Source organism: Ruegeria sp. AF8, from assembly GCF_056541825.1.
In genome coordinates, this window is sequence record NZ_JBQFYW010000016.1 from 1 (window position 1) to 14,972 (window position 14,972).

The 14,972-nt window shown below is 59.5% G+C and carries 14 protein-coding genes and 1 pseudogene; 3 read left to right on the forward strand and 12 right to left on the reverse strand.

Annotated elements, in window-relative coordinates; translation table 11 throughout:
• Positions 1 to 452 precede the first annotated feature (452 nt).
• Positions 453 to 818, forward strand: coding sequence for a hypothetical protein (locus ACR0AO_RS19470; RefSeq protein ID WP_480607319.1), 366 nt, complete (start codon positions 453 to 455; stop codon positions 816 to 818).
• Positions 819 to 1,295: 477 nt separating this feature from the next.
• Here the strand turns inward: ACR0AO_RS19470 and ACR0AO_RS19475 are convergent.
• From ACR0AO_RS19475 to sucC, 10 genes and pseudogenes are all read right to left on the reverse strand, one after another.
• Positions 1,296 to 1,800: pseudogene (locus ACR0AO_RS19475) on the reverse strand (transposase family protein); the annotation flags it as partial.
• A gap of 97 nt (positions 1,801 to 1,897) precedes the next feature.
• On the reverse strand, positions 1,898 to 3,286 hold the full coding sequence (gene lpdA, locus ACR0AO_RS19480; protein WP_480607322.1) for a dihydrolipoyl dehydrogenase: 1,389 nt from the start codon (positions 3,284 to 3,286) through the stop codon (positions 1,898 to 1,900).
• A 64-nt stretch (positions 3,287 to 3,350) separates the two neighbouring features.
• The gene (locus tag ACR0AO_RS19485) at positions 3,351 to 3,620 is read right to left on the reverse strand and encodes a hypothetical protein (protein ID WP_480607325.1); all 270 of its coding nucleotides are present in this window, start codon (positions 3,618 to 3,620) and stop codon (positions 3,351 to 3,353) included.
• A 2-nt stretch (positions 3,621 to 3,622) separates the two neighbouring features.
• On the reverse strand, positions 3,623 to 5,137 hold the full coding sequence (gene odhB / locus ACR0AO_RS19490) for a 2-oxoglutarate dehydrogenase complex dihydrolipoyllysine-residue succinyltransferase (protein WP_480607327.1): 1,515 nt from the start codon (positions 5,135 to 5,137) through the stop codon (positions 3,623 to 3,625).
• A 3-nt stretch (positions 5,138 to 5,140) separates the two neighbouring features.
• Entirely contained in the window at positions 5,141 to 8,098 is a 2,958-nt protein-coding gene (locus ACR0AO_RS19495; RefSeq protein WP_480607329.1) for a 2-oxoglutarate dehydrogenase E1 component, read from the reverse strand.
• On the reverse strand, positions 8,095 to 8,634 hold the full coding sequence (locus tag ACR0AO_RS19500) for a DUF805 domain-containing protein (RefSeq protein ID WP_480607330.1): 540 nt from the start codon (positions 8,632 to 8,634) through the stop codon (positions 8,095 to 8,097). The genes ACR0AO_RS19495 and ACR0AO_RS19500 overlap by 4 nt, the downstream gene beginning before the upstream one ends.
• A complete protein-coding gene (locus tag ACR0AO_RS19505) occupies positions 8,631 to 9,272 on the reverse strand; it encodes a hypothetical protein (RefSeq protein ID WP_480607333.1) in 642 nt (213 codons plus the stop codon). The genes ACR0AO_RS19500 and ACR0AO_RS19505 overlap by 4 nt, the downstream gene beginning before the upstream one ends.
• Positions 9,273 to 9,320: 48 nt before the next feature.
• Positions 9,321 to 10,202 (reverse strand): succinate--CoA ligase subunit alpha, encoded by an 882-nt coding sequence (gene sucD, locus ACR0AO_RS19510; RefSeq protein ID WP_480607335.1) that lies wholly within the window; start codon positions 10,200 to 10,202, stop codon positions 9,321 to 9,323.
• 21 nt (positions 10,203 to 10,223) lie between these two features.
• The gene (locus ACR0AO_RS19515; protein ID WP_480607338.1) at positions 10,224 to 10,532 is read right to left on the reverse strand and encodes a hypothetical protein; all 309 of its coding nucleotides are present in this window, start codon (positions 10,530 to 10,532) and stop codon (positions 10,224 to 10,226) included.
• A 10-nt stretch (positions 10,533 to 10,542) separates the two neighbouring features.
• A complete protein-coding gene (sucC, locus tag ACR0AO_RS19520) occupies positions 10,543 to 11,736 on the reverse strand; it encodes an ADP-forming succinate--CoA ligase subunit beta (protein WP_480607340.1) in 1,194 nt (397 codons plus the stop codon).
• Positions 11,737 to 12,030: 294 nt separating this feature from the next.
• On the opposite strand from sucC, the gene ACR0AO_RS19525 reads away from it, so the two are divergent.
• On the forward strand, positions 12,031 to 12,636 hold the full coding sequence (locus ACR0AO_RS19525) for a sulfotransferase family 2 domain-containing protein (protein WP_480607343.1): 606 nt from the start codon (positions 12,031 to 12,033) through the stop codon (positions 12,634 to 12,636).
• Between the two features lie 99 nt (positions 12,637 to 12,735).
• Here the strand turns inward: ACR0AO_RS19525 and mdh are convergent, their stop codons facing one another.
• Positions 12,736 to 13,698, reverse strand: a complete 963-nt coding sequence (gene mdh, locus ACR0AO_RS19530) for a malate dehydrogenase (protein ID WP_480607346.1) — start codon at positions 13,696 to 13,698, stop codon at positions 12,736 to 12,738.
• A 160-nt stretch (positions 13,699 to 13,858) separates the two neighbouring features.
• Here mdh and ACR0AO_RS19535 point away from each other — a divergent pair, with 160 nt between their 5' ends.
• On the forward strand, positions 13,859 to 14,614 hold the full coding sequence (locus ACR0AO_RS19535) for a sulfite exporter TauE/SafE family protein (protein WP_480607348.1): 756 nt from the start codon (positions 13,859 to 13,861) through the stop codon (positions 14,612 to 14,614).
• On the opposite strand, the gene ACR0AO_RS19540 is transcribed toward ACR0AO_RS19535, so the two are convergent.
• The gene (locus ACR0AO_RS19540) at positions 14,611 to 14,919 is read right to left on the reverse strand and encodes a hypothetical protein (protein ID WP_480607351.1); all 309 of its coding nucleotides are present in this window, start codon (positions 14,917 to 14,919) and stop codon (positions 14,611 to 14,613) included. The genes ACR0AO_RS19535 and ACR0AO_RS19540 overlap by 4 nt on opposite strands.
• Positions 14,920 to 14,972 lie beyond the last annotated feature (53 nt).

The window sequence follows — 14,972 nt, forward strand, 5'->3', positions numbered from 1 at the left end:
CGCCCGCCAGCGCCCGAAACCATCATCCCGATGGATTACAGGCCGACGATGCACTAACAATCAATTTGGACCAGTCAGATGAGGCTGCTCACCTCGGTTGCGGGAAATCTCCCAACTTCAAGGTCGAATAAGCAGCAAAACGGACACGCCAATCATAGTCACAAATGGCTGGTTTGTCCCGCTCAGCCGTCTTTACCTGACGAGCCTTGCAATGGCCGCTTACCGCCCGACCTGCATGAGCACCCGCCACGGCCGAGAGGCAGGACGGATGTCCGGTGCGGGCTGGCTTGAGCCGATCACAACTGGCTTGGGGCAGACTGGTGCTGGTTGCTCGGTGCTGTGCCGCCGTATGGCGGCAGTGAGCCCAACTTGACCAATGCCGCACCTTGCTGCAATGACTGCGTTGAGACCAGTAAAGCACTCACGTTAATTTGCACCAAAGAGGTCTTTCCGTGAAACTTGCCAAAGCACTTGCCAGTATTTTTGTTTCAATTGCCTTGCCTGTCTCAGCACAAGAAACACAATGGCAGTTGGTTGATACCGGTGTCTCGACCCACTCATCTCACGGCAAGGGCATTGAGATGCGCATTCAGCCCAACCCGGTTCCCAACGGCTTGTTTGGTAATGATAATTTGGATGATCTTCTGTTGGCGCTTTGCAATCACTACGCGCCGTCCGTCATTCCATTCATCCAGCAACAGACAGGTATCGAAAATCCGGATTTCATCGCGGTACGCATCGTTTCTGGAGGTGTTTTTGGACGATATGTGCTGGAAACATTCGCAGTTTCAAAAGGGCAGTGTGGAGGTGCACTCTAACCCCGTTTGCCATCCAACTTGCCAACAAAAGCGGCCATTGGCTTAACCGCAGGGAATTCACACTTTGTCCGCTTTGTGTGAGTTCACCGGCGCCAGAACCTTGCAGTCGGAGCGAACGGCAGAAACCGCAGACTGCGCCGCAGCACGAAACCTAGTCTGGTTGCGCCAAACGGCCGAGTTTGCAAAGGGCGCTTCTGCGCAAAGCTGATGTAAGAAGATACCCAAGCAGTGCTTGCAACGATGACGGCCGGCAACGTAGCCACAAGTTTTGGGCTTGAATGAAACAGTGTCCAAATCCTGCTCCTGCAACCAAAAATACCATACAACACCAGATGCTTACGCGCCGCCTTCGGGCGGCGTTTCTATTTGTGCCAACGCAACTGGAAACACTGTGGAAGCAATCCGATTGGTCCAATCTGATTGTTGGTGCATGACGGGCCTCTGGTCCATCGGGGCGACTGTTTCCGGAGCCGGTGGGCGATATCCGTAGCCGCGATATTGAAGAGCCAGCTCGATCATGTCCGCTACAAGACGGTCTTCGTCGTCCCGGCTTCGAGGCTGATACCTTTGCAACGAGCGATGCTGCCCCAGCACCCGACAGATCCGGCGCTCCGATACCTTCATTTCAATTCGGATCAGGTCGATGCAGGCACGCCGACGGGCGGGGCTCAGAAGTTTCCCCGTGCGGCTTCCTTCAGGATGAGCTTGTCGAGCGTCAGGTCAGAAACAGCCTTTCCCAGACGCTCGATCTTCTTGTGAAGGCGTTTGTGTTCCCTCAGCTGGTCGGTTCCCATCCCGCACTCGCCTTTGTCCTCGGACCAATGGCCGACAAAGGCTCGTTGCTTGCGCCAGCGGTGAAAAGTCTGCTCTGGTATGCGAACCTCTCGGTTCGCATCCAAATGCTGCATCCCCTGGCCGACAAGCACATCTGCCTGCCGCAATTCTGAACTATTTCCTCGGGCTTGTGTCGCTTGCCCCCAATTCTCTGCCCTCCGTTTTCCAAACATAACGTCGGACCTATCCAGAGGGGGCATTGCAATCCAGAACTACGTCGGAATCTGCCCAAATTCGAGGCGTGTTCAGCTGTGGATTGGCCCGTCGCCGCAGGCCAGAGCCGCCTCGCGCACCGCTTCGGAATAAGTCGGATGAGCATGGCAGGTAAGCGCCAGATCTTCGGCCGCCGCGCCGAACTCCATCGCCACGCAGACCTCGTGGATCAGTTCGCCCGCCGCCGGGCCGATGATATGTGCGCCCAGAATGCGGTCGGTGTCCTTGTCGGCCAGAATCTTGACAAAGCCGTCGCCGGCGAAATTGGCCTTGGCCCGGCCATTGCCCATGAACATGAACTTGCCCACCTTGTAGGCGCGGCCCTGATCCTTGAGCGTTTGTTCGGTCTCGCCGACATTCGCCACTTCGGGCCAGGTGTAGATCACGCCCGGAATGACGCCGTAGTTCACATGGCCATGCTTGCCCGCGACCTGTTCGGCGGCGGCCATGCCTTCATCCTCGGCCTTGTGCGCCAGCATCGGCCCCTCGATGGCATCGCCGATGGCATAAATGCCCGGCACGTTGGTTTGCCAGTCCTTGCCGACCTTGATCTGCCCGCCCTTTGTGGTTTCGATCCCCAGCGCGTCCAGCCCCAAGCCTTCGGTATAGGGGCGGCGGCCCGTGGCGACCAGCACCACGTCGGCATCCAGCACATGCTCGCTGTCATCCTTGCGCAACGTGTAGGTGACCTTGGCCTTGGTCTTGGTCGCCTCGGTCTTTTGCACCGCAGCGCCCATGATGAATTTCAGGCCCTGCTTCTTGAGGATACGCTGAAAAGTTTTCTGCACCTCGGGGTCCATGCCCGGCGTGATCACGTCGAGGAATTCGATGACGGTGACTTCTGCGCCCAGACGCTGATAGACCGAACCCAGTTCCAGCCCGATCACACCGGCGCCGATCACCACCATCTTTTTCGGAATCTTGCCCAGTTCCAGCGCGCCGGTCGAGGTCACGACGACTTTTTCATCCACCTCGACCCCGGGCAGCGAGGACGGCTCGGACCCTGATGCGATGATGATGTTCCTGGCTTCGTGCACCTCGTCACCCACCTTGACCTTGCCGGCCTCGGGGATCGAGCCCCAACCCTTGAGCCAGTCTATCTTGTTCTTTTTGAACAGGAATTCGATGCCCTTGGTGTTGCCCTCGATGACCTCGTCCTTGTAGGCGAGCATCTGTTTCCAGTCGACTGAGGGGGCTTTGCCCTTCAGCCCCATCTTGGCAAAGTTGTGCTGCGCCTCGTGCAGGCTGTGACTGGCATGCAAAAGCGCCTTGGACGGGATGCAGCCCACGTTCAGGCAAGTGCCGCCGAGAGTTTCACGTCCTTCGACCACGGCGGTTTTCAGCCCCAGCTGGGCGCAGCGGATGGCGCAGACATAGCCGCCGGGCCCGGCGCCGATTACGATGACGTCATAGTTTGCCATTATTATCTCCTAAATCGTCCGGACGCCTGCGCGACCCGAATGCGACGGGTCGCAGAGTGCGATTCTAGACCGGCTCCAAAAGCTTGATCGTGATATGTGCAATGCCGCCGCGTTCGTGGTGCATCGCCAGTTCCTCGGACCCGAAAAAAGCACGGGCCTTTTCAAGGTCCATGACTTCGAACATGGCGATGGCATGATCGCGCTGGTCGGGGTCACGCCAGACATGCAGGTCGCGGATACCGGCGGCCTTGCGCATCGGCTTGTCCTCGCGGAACACTTTCAGCCAGACATCGAAATCGGCCACATCGGCCTGCCAAAGTACATGTGTTGCCATGATTACAGATCCATCAGCAAACGGCGCGGATCTTCCAGCGCCTCTTTCACGCGAACAAGGAACGTCACGGCGCCTTTGCCATCAACGATCCGGTGATCATAGGACAGCGCCAGATACATCATCGGGCGGATCTTGATTTCGCCGTTGATGACCATCGGACGGTCCTGGATCTTGTGCATGCCCAGAATGCCCGACTGCGGGGGGTTCAGGATCGGCGAGGACATCAGCGAGCCATAGACACCGCCGTTCGAGATGGTGAAGGTGCCGCCCTGCATTTCGGCCATGGACAGCTTGCCGTCGCGGGCGCGCTTGCCCTTCTCGGCGATCGCTTTCTCAATCGCAGCAAACGACATGCTGTCGGCATCGCGGATAACCGGAACCACCAGACCCTGCGGAGTGCCTGCGGCCACGCCCATATGGACGAAGTTCTTGTAAACGATGTCGTTGCCGTCGATCTCGGCATTGACCTCGGGCACCTCCTTCAATGCGTGACAGCAGGCCTTCGTGAAGAAGGACATGAAACCCAGACGCACGCCGTGTTTCTTTTCGAACTGGTCCTTGTACTGGTTGCGCAGGGCCATCACCTCGGTCATGTCCACCTCGTTATAGGTGGTCAGGATCGCAGCGGTGTTCTGTGCGTCTTTCAGGCGCTTGGCGATGGTCTGACGCAGACGGGTCATGCGAACCCGCTCTTCGCGCACCGCGTCCTCCGCGGCGACCGGCGCCCGCGCGGCCTGGGCCGCCGGGGCGGGCGCAGCCGTCGCAGGCGCTGTACTGGCTGCCGCAACCGCACGGGCCACATCCTCTTTCATCACGCGGCCATTGCGCCCGGTTCCAGTGACCTGATCGGCGCTCAGCCCCGCCTCGGCCATGGCTTTCTCGGCCGAGGGTGCATTGGCCACGTCTCTGGAGCCGCTGGTCGCCACCGCCGGCGTGACCGCCGCAGCCGGGGCGGCGGGGGCAGGCGACGCGCCCGTGGCCGAACCCGAAATCACCGCCAGTTTGGCCGAGGCGTTGACGGTGGTGCCTTCGGGCGCCACGATCTCGGCCAGCACGCCCGCGGCAGGTGCCGGTACCTCGACCGAAACCTTGTCGGTTTCCAGTTCGCACAGCATCTCGTCCTGAGCCACTGCGTCGCCGACGTGCTTGAACCAGGTCGAAACCGTCGCTTCGGACACCGATTCACCCAGCGTCGGCACCATAACGTCCACGCTTCCGCCAGATGCCGCCGGAGCCTCTTCGGCTTTAGTCGCAGGGGCAGGCGCAGGGGCCGCGCCTTCGCCAGCGGCAATGGTGGCCAGCAGGGCGTTGACACCCACGGTCTCACCCTCGGCGGCCACGATCTCGCCCATCACGCCGGCGGCGGGCGAGGGCACTTCGACGGTCACCTTGTCTGTTTCCAGCTCACACAGCATCTCATCGACGGCCACGGCGTCACCGGGTTTCTTGAACCATGTGGCAACCGTGGCTTCGGTGACCGATTCGCCAAGCGTGGGAACACGAACTTCAATCGTCATCGCTTACTTTCCTTCGATGCTCAGCGCTTCGTTCACGAGCGCCTCTTGTTGGGCTTTGTGTTGGCTGGCCAGACCCGTCGCGGGCGAGGCCGAAGTTGCGCGACCGGCATAGACCGGGCGCGTGTGTTTCGCGCCGATCCGGGTCAGAACCCATTCGATATTGGGTTCGATAAAGGACCAGGCACCCTGGTTCTTGGGTTCTTCCTGACACCAGACCATCTCGGCCCCCTTGAAGCGCTCAAGCTCGTTGATCAGCGAATGCGCCGGGAAGGGATAGAACTGTTCGATCCGCATCAGATAGATGTCGTCAATGCCGCGTGCGTCGCGTTCCTCCAGCAGGTCGAAATAGACCTTACCCGAACACATCACGACCCGCTTGATCTTGTCGTCCGCCACCAGCTTGGTGTCCGAATTACCCTTTTGCGCATCGTCCCACAGCACCCGGTGGAAACTGGAACCGGTGGTGAAATCCTCGGTTGTGCTGACCGCCAGCTTGTGCCGCAACAGCGATTTTGGCGTCACCAGGATCAGCGGTTTGCGGAAGGTGCGGTGCAGCTGACGGCGCAGGATGTGGAAATAGTTTGCGGGCGTCGTACAGTTGGCCACGATCCAGTTGTCCTGGCCGCACATCTGCAGATACCGCTCAAGCCGTGCGGACGAGTGTTCCGGCCCTTGCCCTTCGAAGCCGTGCGGCAGCAGGCAGACCAGGCCGGACATACGCAGCCATTTGCTTTCGCCCGAGCTGATGAACTGATCGAACATGATCTGCGCACCATTGGCGAAATCACCGAACTGCGCCTCCCACAGCACCAGTGCGTTGGGCTCGGCCAGCGAATAACCGTATTCGAAACCCAGCACCGCGTATTCGCTGAGCATCGAGTCGATCACATCGTATTGCGCCTGCCCGGTGCGGATATTGTTCAGCGGGTAATAGCGTTCCTCGGTTTCCTGATGCACGAACCCGGAGTGACGCTGGCTGAAGGTGCCGCGCGTTGCGTCCTGCCCGGCCAGCCGCACCGGATAGCCTTCGGTCAGCAGCGAACCAAAGGCCAGCGCCTCGCCCGTGGCCCAGTCAAAGCCTTTTCCGGAGTCGAACATCTGTTTTTTGTGCTCCAGCAGGCGGCCAACCGTCCTGTGCAGGGCATAGCCTTCGGGTGCGCGGGTCAGCGCCGCGCCGACCTCGGCCAGTGTTTCGGGCGCGATGGCGGTTTCGCCGCGCACATATTCCTCTTTGTTTTTGTCCAGATGCGACCAGCGCCCGTCAAGCCAGTCGGCCTTGTTGGGCTTATAGTCCTTTCCGGATTCGAACTCGTCATTCAGGTGCGCCTGGAAGGCGGCTTTCATATCCTCGATCTCGCCTTCGGGGATCAGCCCGTCCTTGACCAGCCGCTCGGTATACAGGGAAAGCGTGGTCTTGTGGGTCTTGATCCGCTTGTACATGATCGGGTTGGTGAACATGGGCTCGTCGCCCTCGTTGTGACCGAACCGGCGGTAGCAGAAGATGTCGATGACCACGTCCTTGTGGAACATTTGCCGGAACTCGGTCGCCACCTTGGCGGCATGTGTCACAGCTTCAGGATCATCACCGTTGACGTGGAAGATCGGCGCCTCGACCATCAGCGCGATGTCTGTCGGATAGGGGCTGGAGCGCGAGAAATGCGGCGCGGTGGTGAATCCGATCTGGTTGTTCACTACGATATGCATGGTGCCGCCGGTCCGGTGCCCCTTGAGCCCCGACAGGCCGAAACCTTCGGCCACGACGCCCTGACCGGCAAAGGCCGCGTCACCATGCAGAAGGATACCCATCACCTTGGTGCGGTCGGTATCGCCCATCTGATCCTGTTTGGCGCGCACTTTGCCCAGCACCACCGGGTTCACCGCCTCAAGGTGCGACGGGTTGGCGGTCAGCGACAGGTGCACGCTGTTACCGTCGAACTCGCGGTCACTGGAGGCGCCGAGGTGATATTTCACATCGCCCGAGCCGTCCACGTCCTCGGGCTTGAAGCTGCCGCCCTGAAACTCGTTGAAGATCGCACGATAGGGCTTGCCCATCACGTTTGCCAGAATGTTCAGACGGCCCCGGTGCGGCATACCGATCACGATGTCGCTGAGACCCAAGGCGCCGCCGCGCTTGATGATCTGCTCCATCGCCGGGATCAGGCTTTCGCCGCCGTCGAGACCGAACCGCTTGGTGCCCATGTATTTGACATGCAGGAACTTTTCGAACCCTTCGGCCTCGACCATCTTGTTAAGGATGGCCTTGCGCCCCTCGCGGGTGAACGAGATTTCCTTGCCGTATCCTTCGATCCGTTCTTTCAGCCAAGCGGCCTGCGCGGGGTCGGAAATATGCATGTACTGCATCGCAAAGGTGCCGCAATAGGTTCGCTTCACGATCTCGACGATCTGCCGCATCGAGGCCATCTGCAGGCCCAGCACGTTGTCGATGAATATCGGCCGATCCATGTCGGCATCGGCGAACCCATAGGTCTTGGGATCAAGCTCGGGGTGCGGGGTGTTTTCCCGCATGCCCAGCGGGTCCAGATCGGCCACCAGGTGACCCCGGATGCGATAAGCCCGGATCAGCATCAATGCCCGGATCGAATCCAACACCGCGCGCTTGATCTGGTCTTCGCTGACCTCGACACCCTTGGCGGCGGCCTTGTCCTTGATCTTGTCCCCGGCGGCCTTGGCATCGATCTCGGCCCATTCGCCGGTCAGTGCGCCGGTCAGGTCGTCGGTGGGCATCGGCGGCCAGTCGGTGCGCGCCCAGGAGGGGCCCTCGGCCTCTTTCTTTACGTCCAGTTCGGCGTCGCCCATGGCCCTGAAGAATTCGCCCCAGGCCGCGTCCACCGCGTCGGGGTTGTTGGCGTATTGGGCATAAAGCTGCTCCAGATACTCGGCATTGTGCCCCTGCATGAAGCTGGAGGCATGGAATTGGTCGTTGGGCGAATGTTCGGTCATGGGGCTACCTCATATGGGTTGGGACCGTATTGATTGGTGCCTGGCTGGCTGGGGCGGGACAGCCACCACAGCACCAGGAGGGGCGACACCACCAGAACCAGCAGTGTCGGAAGAACGATGAGCAGCGTTGCCCGCGTGAACAGGATATCCAGCGTACCGCCGTGAAACTGGCTGGCAAGGCCAATGCCAAAGATCAGAACCCCCAGCGCGCCGAGGATCAGCAGAACCGGCAACAGGGCATAAAACCCGCTGCGGCCTGTGTCGTGCATCCGGCGGAAGGCAACGGCGAGATGGGGAAAGAACACGATGAGGCCGACAATGCTTTGTACCGGCTGCGCGGATGTGGCAGCCACGGCTTTGACGCCATTCTGTTCGGTTTCCACGACCGTCGTGAAGAACTGCCAGTCGATGATCCCGGCGATAAAGCTCCAGATCACGATGAACAGGAAAAAGAACCAGTATTCGGGCCGCGAGGCACGGCCCGAGAAGGTGAAGAACTTGGAGAAACAGGTGCGGATGGCGTCGGAGAAGGTCATTCTGAGTTCTCCGCTCGTGTCGAGACCGTCGTTGAGTAAACAGACGACACATCGATTTCGGATTCTGACACAGCCGAAATACGATCCATATTCAGGACGGCTCCATTCAAGCTCCGCCTGAGGTCTTCTGTTTCGGATAGCTGAGGGCGGAAATGGTAAAGTGGTGGAAGTGTTTGCGGGTCCCGCCCAGATTCCCCAAGCAGTTGTGCAAACGTAATTGGCGCGTCTTCTTCTTTGAGCGCGAACACACAGGAAATTTGACCGTAGGTTTCAAAGTCTGAACTAGTGACACGCAAAACGCTACCTGTTTGCTTGCGAACAAACCAACGATCTTGCCCATGCCCTCCTTTGACCGGCTTCCGATTGCGTACGCCCGCAGCATTCTTGAGTGACTGTTCCCAAGTTCTTAAAATCCTTGGGTCCGGGACATCCCCGAAGCCGAGGTGGTTATACAAGAACGCAGCTGCGTACGACCCCACCGCACGATCGTCGAGATCTTTGGCGGCGCTGGCGAACCACCCGATTTGGCTGAGGACATTGGACAATTTTTCGAGATCAGTGGTCGACTGACATGCTGCAACTGTCTTTGCCGCGAAGTCTGTATCCTTCGCAACGGCAGGGGCGGTTGTGGTCACCAAAACGGCGACCACAAAGCTAGACTTGAGTTTACCGCCCCAATTCACAGCTTACCCAATCGCTTCCAGCACAGCCTCACCCAGCTGCGCCGGGCTTTCGGCCACCACGATACCAGCCGAGCGCATGGCTTCGATCTTGTCCTCGGCACCGCCCTTGCCGCCGGCGACAATGGCGCCCGCGTGGCCCATGCGGCGGCCCGGAGGGGCGGTGCGGCCAGCGATGAAACCGGCGGTCGGTTTGCTGCGGCCCTTCTTGGCCTCATCCGCCAGGAACTGCGCGGCTTCTTCCTCGGCCGAGCCACCGATCTCACCGATCATGATGATCGAGTGGGTCTCGTCATCGGCCAGGAACCATTCCAGCACATCGATATGCTCGGTCCCTTTGATCGGATCGCCGCCGATGCCGACGCAGGTGGATTGGCCCAGACCCACATCGGTGGTCTGCTTGACGGCCTCATAGGTCAGGGTGCCGGAACGCGACACAACGCCGACCGAGCCGCGCTTGTGGATGTGGCCGGGCATGATGCCGATCTTGCAGGCGTCGGGCGTGATGACACCGGGGCAGTTCGGGCCGATCAGGCGCGATTTGCTGCCTTCCAGCGCGCGCTTCACCTTCATCATGTCCAGAACCGGAATGCCTTCGGTGATGCAGACGATCACTTCCATCTCGGCATCAATCGCCTCCAAGATCGAGTCCGCTGCAAAGGGCGGCGGCACATAGATCACACTGGCGTTGGCTTCGGTCACATGCTTGGCCTCGTGGACCGAGTTGAACACGGGCAGGCCCAGATGCTCCATCCCGCCTTTACCGGGGGTCACGCCGCCGACCATCTTGGTGCCATAGGCGATGGCCTGTTCAGAGTGGAATGTGCCCTGCGAGCCGGTAAAGCCCTGACAGATCACTTTGGTATTTTCGTCGATGAGGACTGCCATTTTTAGGAGTCTCCTGTTTGTTTATCCCGCGTTATATGCGGCAATTGCCATACCAATGCAGCCACCCAAAAAGACACAAAAGGCCACATAGCGGAATGGTCTGTAGAATGATTGCAATCGGAGTTTGTTGGTTGGAAAGGTCTTTCCTTTTCCAATGCTTGGAACAATGACTGTCAACGGCACGTTACCGTCTTTGTCGGCGCCGATATCGGCGGCATAGTGGCCGAGCACTAACATCAACCAGACCCAAAGGCCGACGATGGTAATCCAAAGGAAAGGGAGAAACTCCCCTTCCGTAGCCCAACCAATAATGCTTTCCAGCAGCGACATTGGAACAAGTTTAACCCTTAACCGCCTTCACGATCTTCTCGGCACCGTCTTTCAGGTTGTCCGCCGCGATCACGTCCAGGCCAGAGGTGTTGATGATCTCTTTGCCTTTCTCGACATTCGTGCCTTCCAGACGCACGACCAGCGGAACCTGCAGGCCGACCTCTTTCACCGCGGCCACAACGCCCTCGGCAATCACATCACAGCGCATGATGCCGCCGAAGATGTTTACGAGAATGCCTTTGACCTGCGGGTCGGAGGTGATAATCTTGAACGCTTCGGTCACTTTCTCTTTGGTCGCACCGCCGCCCACGTCGAGGAAGTTGGCAGGCTCGGCCCCATAGAGCTTGATGATGTCCATCGTCGCCATCGCCAGACCGGCGCCGTTCACCATACAGCCGATCTCACCATCCAGCGCGATGTAGTTCAGGTCATATTTGCTGGCTTCCAGTTCCTTGGGGTCTTCCTCGGTGGTGTCGCGCAGTTCGGCGATGTCGGGGTGGCGATAAACCGCGTTGCCGTCAAAGCCCATCTTGGCGTCGAGACATTTCAGATCACCCGCGTCGGTCACGATCAGCGGGTTGATTTCCAGCATCTCCATGTCTTTTTCGACGAACATCTTGTAGAGCGTGCCCATCAGCGCGACGCATTGCTTGATCTGCTTGCCATCGAGGCCCAGCATGAAGGCGATGCGGCGGCCGTGATAGGGTTGATAGCCGGTTGCCGGGTCGACCGAAAAGGACAGGATCTTTTCCGGTGTCTCGGCTGCCACTTCCTCGATATCCATGCCGCCCTCGGTCGAGCAGACGAACGAGATACGGCTGGTCTGACGATCCACCAGCAGCGCCAGGTACATTTCGGTCTGAATGCCCGAACCGTCCTCGATATAGATGCGGTTGACCTGCTTGCCGACCGGGCCCGTCTGATGCGTGATCAGCGTGCGGCCCAGCATCTTTTTGGCTTCTTCGGCGGCTTCCTCGACCGATTTGGTCAGACGCACGCCGCCCTTTTCACCGGCATCGGTTTCCTTGAAATGGCCCTTGCCGCGCCCGCCTGCATGAATCTGCGCCTTGACGACCCACAGCGGGCCGTCCAGCGCACCGGCGGCGGTTTTCGCCTCTTCCGCGCGCAGAACGACGCGACCGTCGGAAACCGGCGCGCCGTAACTGCGAAGAAGGGCCTTGGCTTGGTATTCGTGAATATTCATCGAAACTGTCCCGTGTGACTGCGATTGAACCGATATAGGGGGGGCTGGCGGTCAAGTTTAAAGGGTTTTTTGAAGCAAGGGCAGATTTTCACGAAGATTTTCAGTATTTGTGATCACACGGTTTCAGAGTGTGATCACAACGCGGCTGCCTTTGTGAACGTAGGTGTGATTGGGCCGACTCGATCCGGCGGGTATTGTATTCGGCGGTGTTGAGAGGGCCTTGAACCTGTGCCATGTCAGAGGCAGGCCGGACCCGGTCCGGGTTCGAGTTCAGAAACTCAAAACTGGTGTGACATGCCTCTTGCACGGATTTCCCAGACCATACTGTTTTTTGTGCACATCCCCAAAACGGGAGGTACCAGCATTGAAAGATATCTGGCGCTGAAGGGCCCGCTCGCCTTGCGCCATGGCCGCAGGATGGGATGGTCGGCCACGGTCGCCCAACATATGGATTCGAGAATTCATTCCAAACTGGTGCCACGCGAATTCTATGACCGATCCTTTGCCGTTTTCCGCGATCCGGTGTCCCGGATTGCCAGCGAATACCGGTATCGGATCGGAAACAGGCAAAATCCAAAGCCGTTCGACGATTGGGTGAAAGCGGCCTTTGATCGTTACGGGCGGGATGAATACACGTTCGACAACCATATCAAACCGCAGGCTAGTTATGTACTGCCTGATACAAAACTGTTCAGCTTCGAGGACGGGTTGTCCCAAGTCTATGACTGGATCGACAAAACAACGCAAACGAACCCAGCTGACCACGGTATCTGGGAAAACAGATCGGAAAAAATGGAGGTTGCGGTGTCCGCCGCGATCAGGCGCGAAATCGAGAACTTTTATGTTTCCGACTATCGAATGATCGAAAAGTGGAAAAAGGCGCGGAACCGGGACAGCTGAGGGTGGGAGTTGCGGCTTTCGGGCCTTTCGGCGCGTGTGCAAACACGCGTGCTGGGGATCGGCCCGGAAAGGGCCGACCTCGGTTTTGGTTTGCGGTTATCAGGCCAGCGAGCCGTCGATGCCTTTGCAGGCTTCGATCAGACCTTTGACGGCGTTGACCGAATTGTCGAAACCGGCCTGCTCGTCTGCGTTCAGCTTGATGTCGACGATCCGCTCGATGCCACCGGCACCGATTACGGTCGGCACACCAACATACATCCCGTCGACGCCGAACTCACCGTTGCAATAGGCCGCGCAAGGCAGAACGCGCTTCTGGTCTTTCAGATAGGCCTCGGCCATTTCGATGGCGCTGGTGGCGGGCGCGTAATAGGCCGAGCCGGTTTTCAGCAGGCCGACGATTTCGGCACCGCCGTCACGGGTGCGCTGCACGATGGCGTCCAGTTTCTCCTGCGTGGTCCAGCCCATCTCGACCAGATCGGGCAGCGGGATACCGGCGACGGTCGAATAACGGACCGACGGCACCATGGTGTCGCCGTGACCGCCCAGAACGAAGGCGGTGACGTCGCGCATCGAGACGTTGAACTCTTCCGACAGGAAATGCGCGAAACGCGCCGAGTCCAGAACGCCCGCCATGCCGCAGACCTTGTTGTGCGGCAGGCCCGAAAACTCGCGCAATGCCCAGACCATCGCGTCCAGTGGGTTGGTGATGCAGATCACGAAGGCGTCGGGTGCGTGCGCGGCGATGCCTTCGCCGACCGACTTCATGACCTTCAGGTTGATGCCCAGCAGGTCATCGCGGCTCATCCCCGGCTTGCGGGCCACGCCTGCGGTGACGATGCAGACATCCGCGCCGGCGATATCGGCATAGTCGCTGGTGCCGGACATGGCGGCGTCAAAGCCTTCGGACGGGCCGGACTCGGCAATGTCGAGCGCCTTGCCCTGCGGCAGCCCGTCAGCGATGTCAAACAGGACAACGTCACCCAGTTCCTTGACAGCTGCGAGATGCGCGAGCGTGCCGCCGATGTTCCCCGCGCCGATCAGCGCAATCTTGGGTCTGGCCATTTGGAATATCTCCGGTCGGTATTGAAATCGCGGTTTTGCTAGTCGTTAAAACGGCATCGCGCAAGTGTTCCGCGACGCGGCATGCGACCGCATACAGATTGTGCCCCGCCTTGTGATTGCGCTAAAGGACTTGAGGAACAGGGGTTTCGGGGGGCTGTTCTTGCTCGAATTCAACATTACGTTTTTTATGGTTGCGATCCCCGCCGTCATATTTGCGGGCATCTCCAAGGGCGGGTTCGGATCGGGTGTCGCCTTTGCTTCGGCCTCGATTCTGGCGCTGATACTGGAACCGGGCCAGGCGCTTGCGCTGATGCTGCCGCTGTTGATGGTCATCGACCTGGCAACGCTGCGCCCCTACTGGAAACGGTGGAGTCTGCCGGACGCCAGACTATTGATCCTGGGAGGCGTGCCCGGGGTGGCGTTGGGCGCGTGGCTGTTTCAGGCGACCGATGCCGACTTGCTGCGGCTGCTGATCGGCGGAATATCCGTGGCCTTCGTGATCTGGCATCTGAGCCAGTCGCGGGGCTGGGTGCGCGGCTTTTCGAACCGGTTGCCCGCACCGGCGGGCCTGTTGGCCGGAGCGGTGGCAGGTTTCACCAGCTTTGTCAGCCATGCTGGTGGCCCGCCTGCCGCCGTTTATCTGTTGTCGCAGCGGCTTTCGAAAACCCGGTTTCAGGCGACGACGGTGCTGGTGTTCTGGGCCATCAACATCGCCAAGTTCATCCCTTATGCCTTTCTGGGGATGTTCACCTTGCAAACCGCCCTTGCGGATCTGCTGCTTGCCCCTTTTGCCCTGCTTGGGGCATGGCTTGGCGTCCGGGCGCATTGGATGGTGTCCGAGCGGGCGTTTTTCGGCATCGCCTATGTGCTGTTGATGGTCACAGGTTGCAAATTGATCTGGGATGCCCTGACTTAGGTGTCCTTTCCGCGTGCGGGCAAAGCCTCGGTCAGTGTTTCATAGGACTGACCCGAGGCGACCAGACAGGTCACGCCATCGGGAAGCGTGGCGGTGATCGTCCATGAACCGGTTTCGTCCGAGGCAAACAGTTCCATCACCGCTCCCTGCTGAGCCAGTCCGATCCCGCGGCGGGTTTCGCCATAACTCTCCGAAAGCCTGTCCAGAACCACCGCGCGCGGGGCGCAGTTCTGTCCTTGCGCCTGCAATTGTTGTGCCGCCAGCGCCAATATTCCGAACCCCATCGCCAGTGCTGTCTTGTTCATCGTTTCACCTCTGTATCTGATGGGGCAAGGCTGCGCCGGTGGAGGCTGAAGAG

Bases quoted from the DNA above. Each gene is read 5' to 3' on its own strand.
- lpdA (WP_480607322.1), bottom strand. From the start codon at position 3,286: ATGGCAAACTATGACGTCATCGTAATCGGCGCCGGGCCCGGCGGCTAT.
- ACR0AO_RS19485 (WP_480607325.1), bottom strand. From the start codon at position 3,620: ATGGCAACACATGTACTTTGGCAGGCCGATGTGGCCGATTTCGATGTC.
- odhB (WP_480607327.1), bottom strand. From the start codon at position 5,137: ATGACGATTGAAGTTCGTGTTCCCACGCTTGGCGAATCGGTCACCGAA.
- ACR0AO_RS19495 (WP_480607329.1), bottom strand. From the start codon at position 8,098: ATGACCGAACATTCGCCCAACGACCAATTCCATGCCTCCAGCTTCATG.
- ACR0AO_RS19500 (WP_480607330.1), bottom strand. From the start codon at position 8,634: ATGACCTTCTCCGACGCCATCCGCACCTGTTTCTCCAAGTTCTTCACC.
- sucD (WP_480607335.1), bottom strand. From the start codon at position 10,202: ATGGCAGTCCTCATCGACGAAAATACCAAAGTGATCTGTCAGGGCTTT.
- ACR0AO_RS19515 (WP_480607338.1), bottom strand. From the start codon at position 10,532: ATGTCGCTGCTGGAAAGCATTATTGGTTGGGCTACGGAAGGGGAGTTT.
- sucC (WP_480607340.1), bottom strand. From the start codon at position 11,736: ATGAATATTCACGAATACCAAGCCAAGGCCCTTCTTCGCAGTTACGGC.
- ACR0AO_RS19525 (WP_480607343.1), top strand. From the start codon at position 12,031: ATGCCTCTTGCACGGATTTCCCAGACCATACTGTTTTTTGTGCACATC.
- mdh (WP_480607346.1), bottom strand. From the start codon at position 13,698: ATGGCCAGACCCAAGATTGCGCTGATCGGCGCGGGGAACATCGGCGGC.
- ACR0AO_RS19540 (WP_480607351.1), bottom strand. From the start codon at position 14,919: ATGAACAAGACAGCACTGGCGATGGGGTTCGGAATATTGGCGCTGGCG.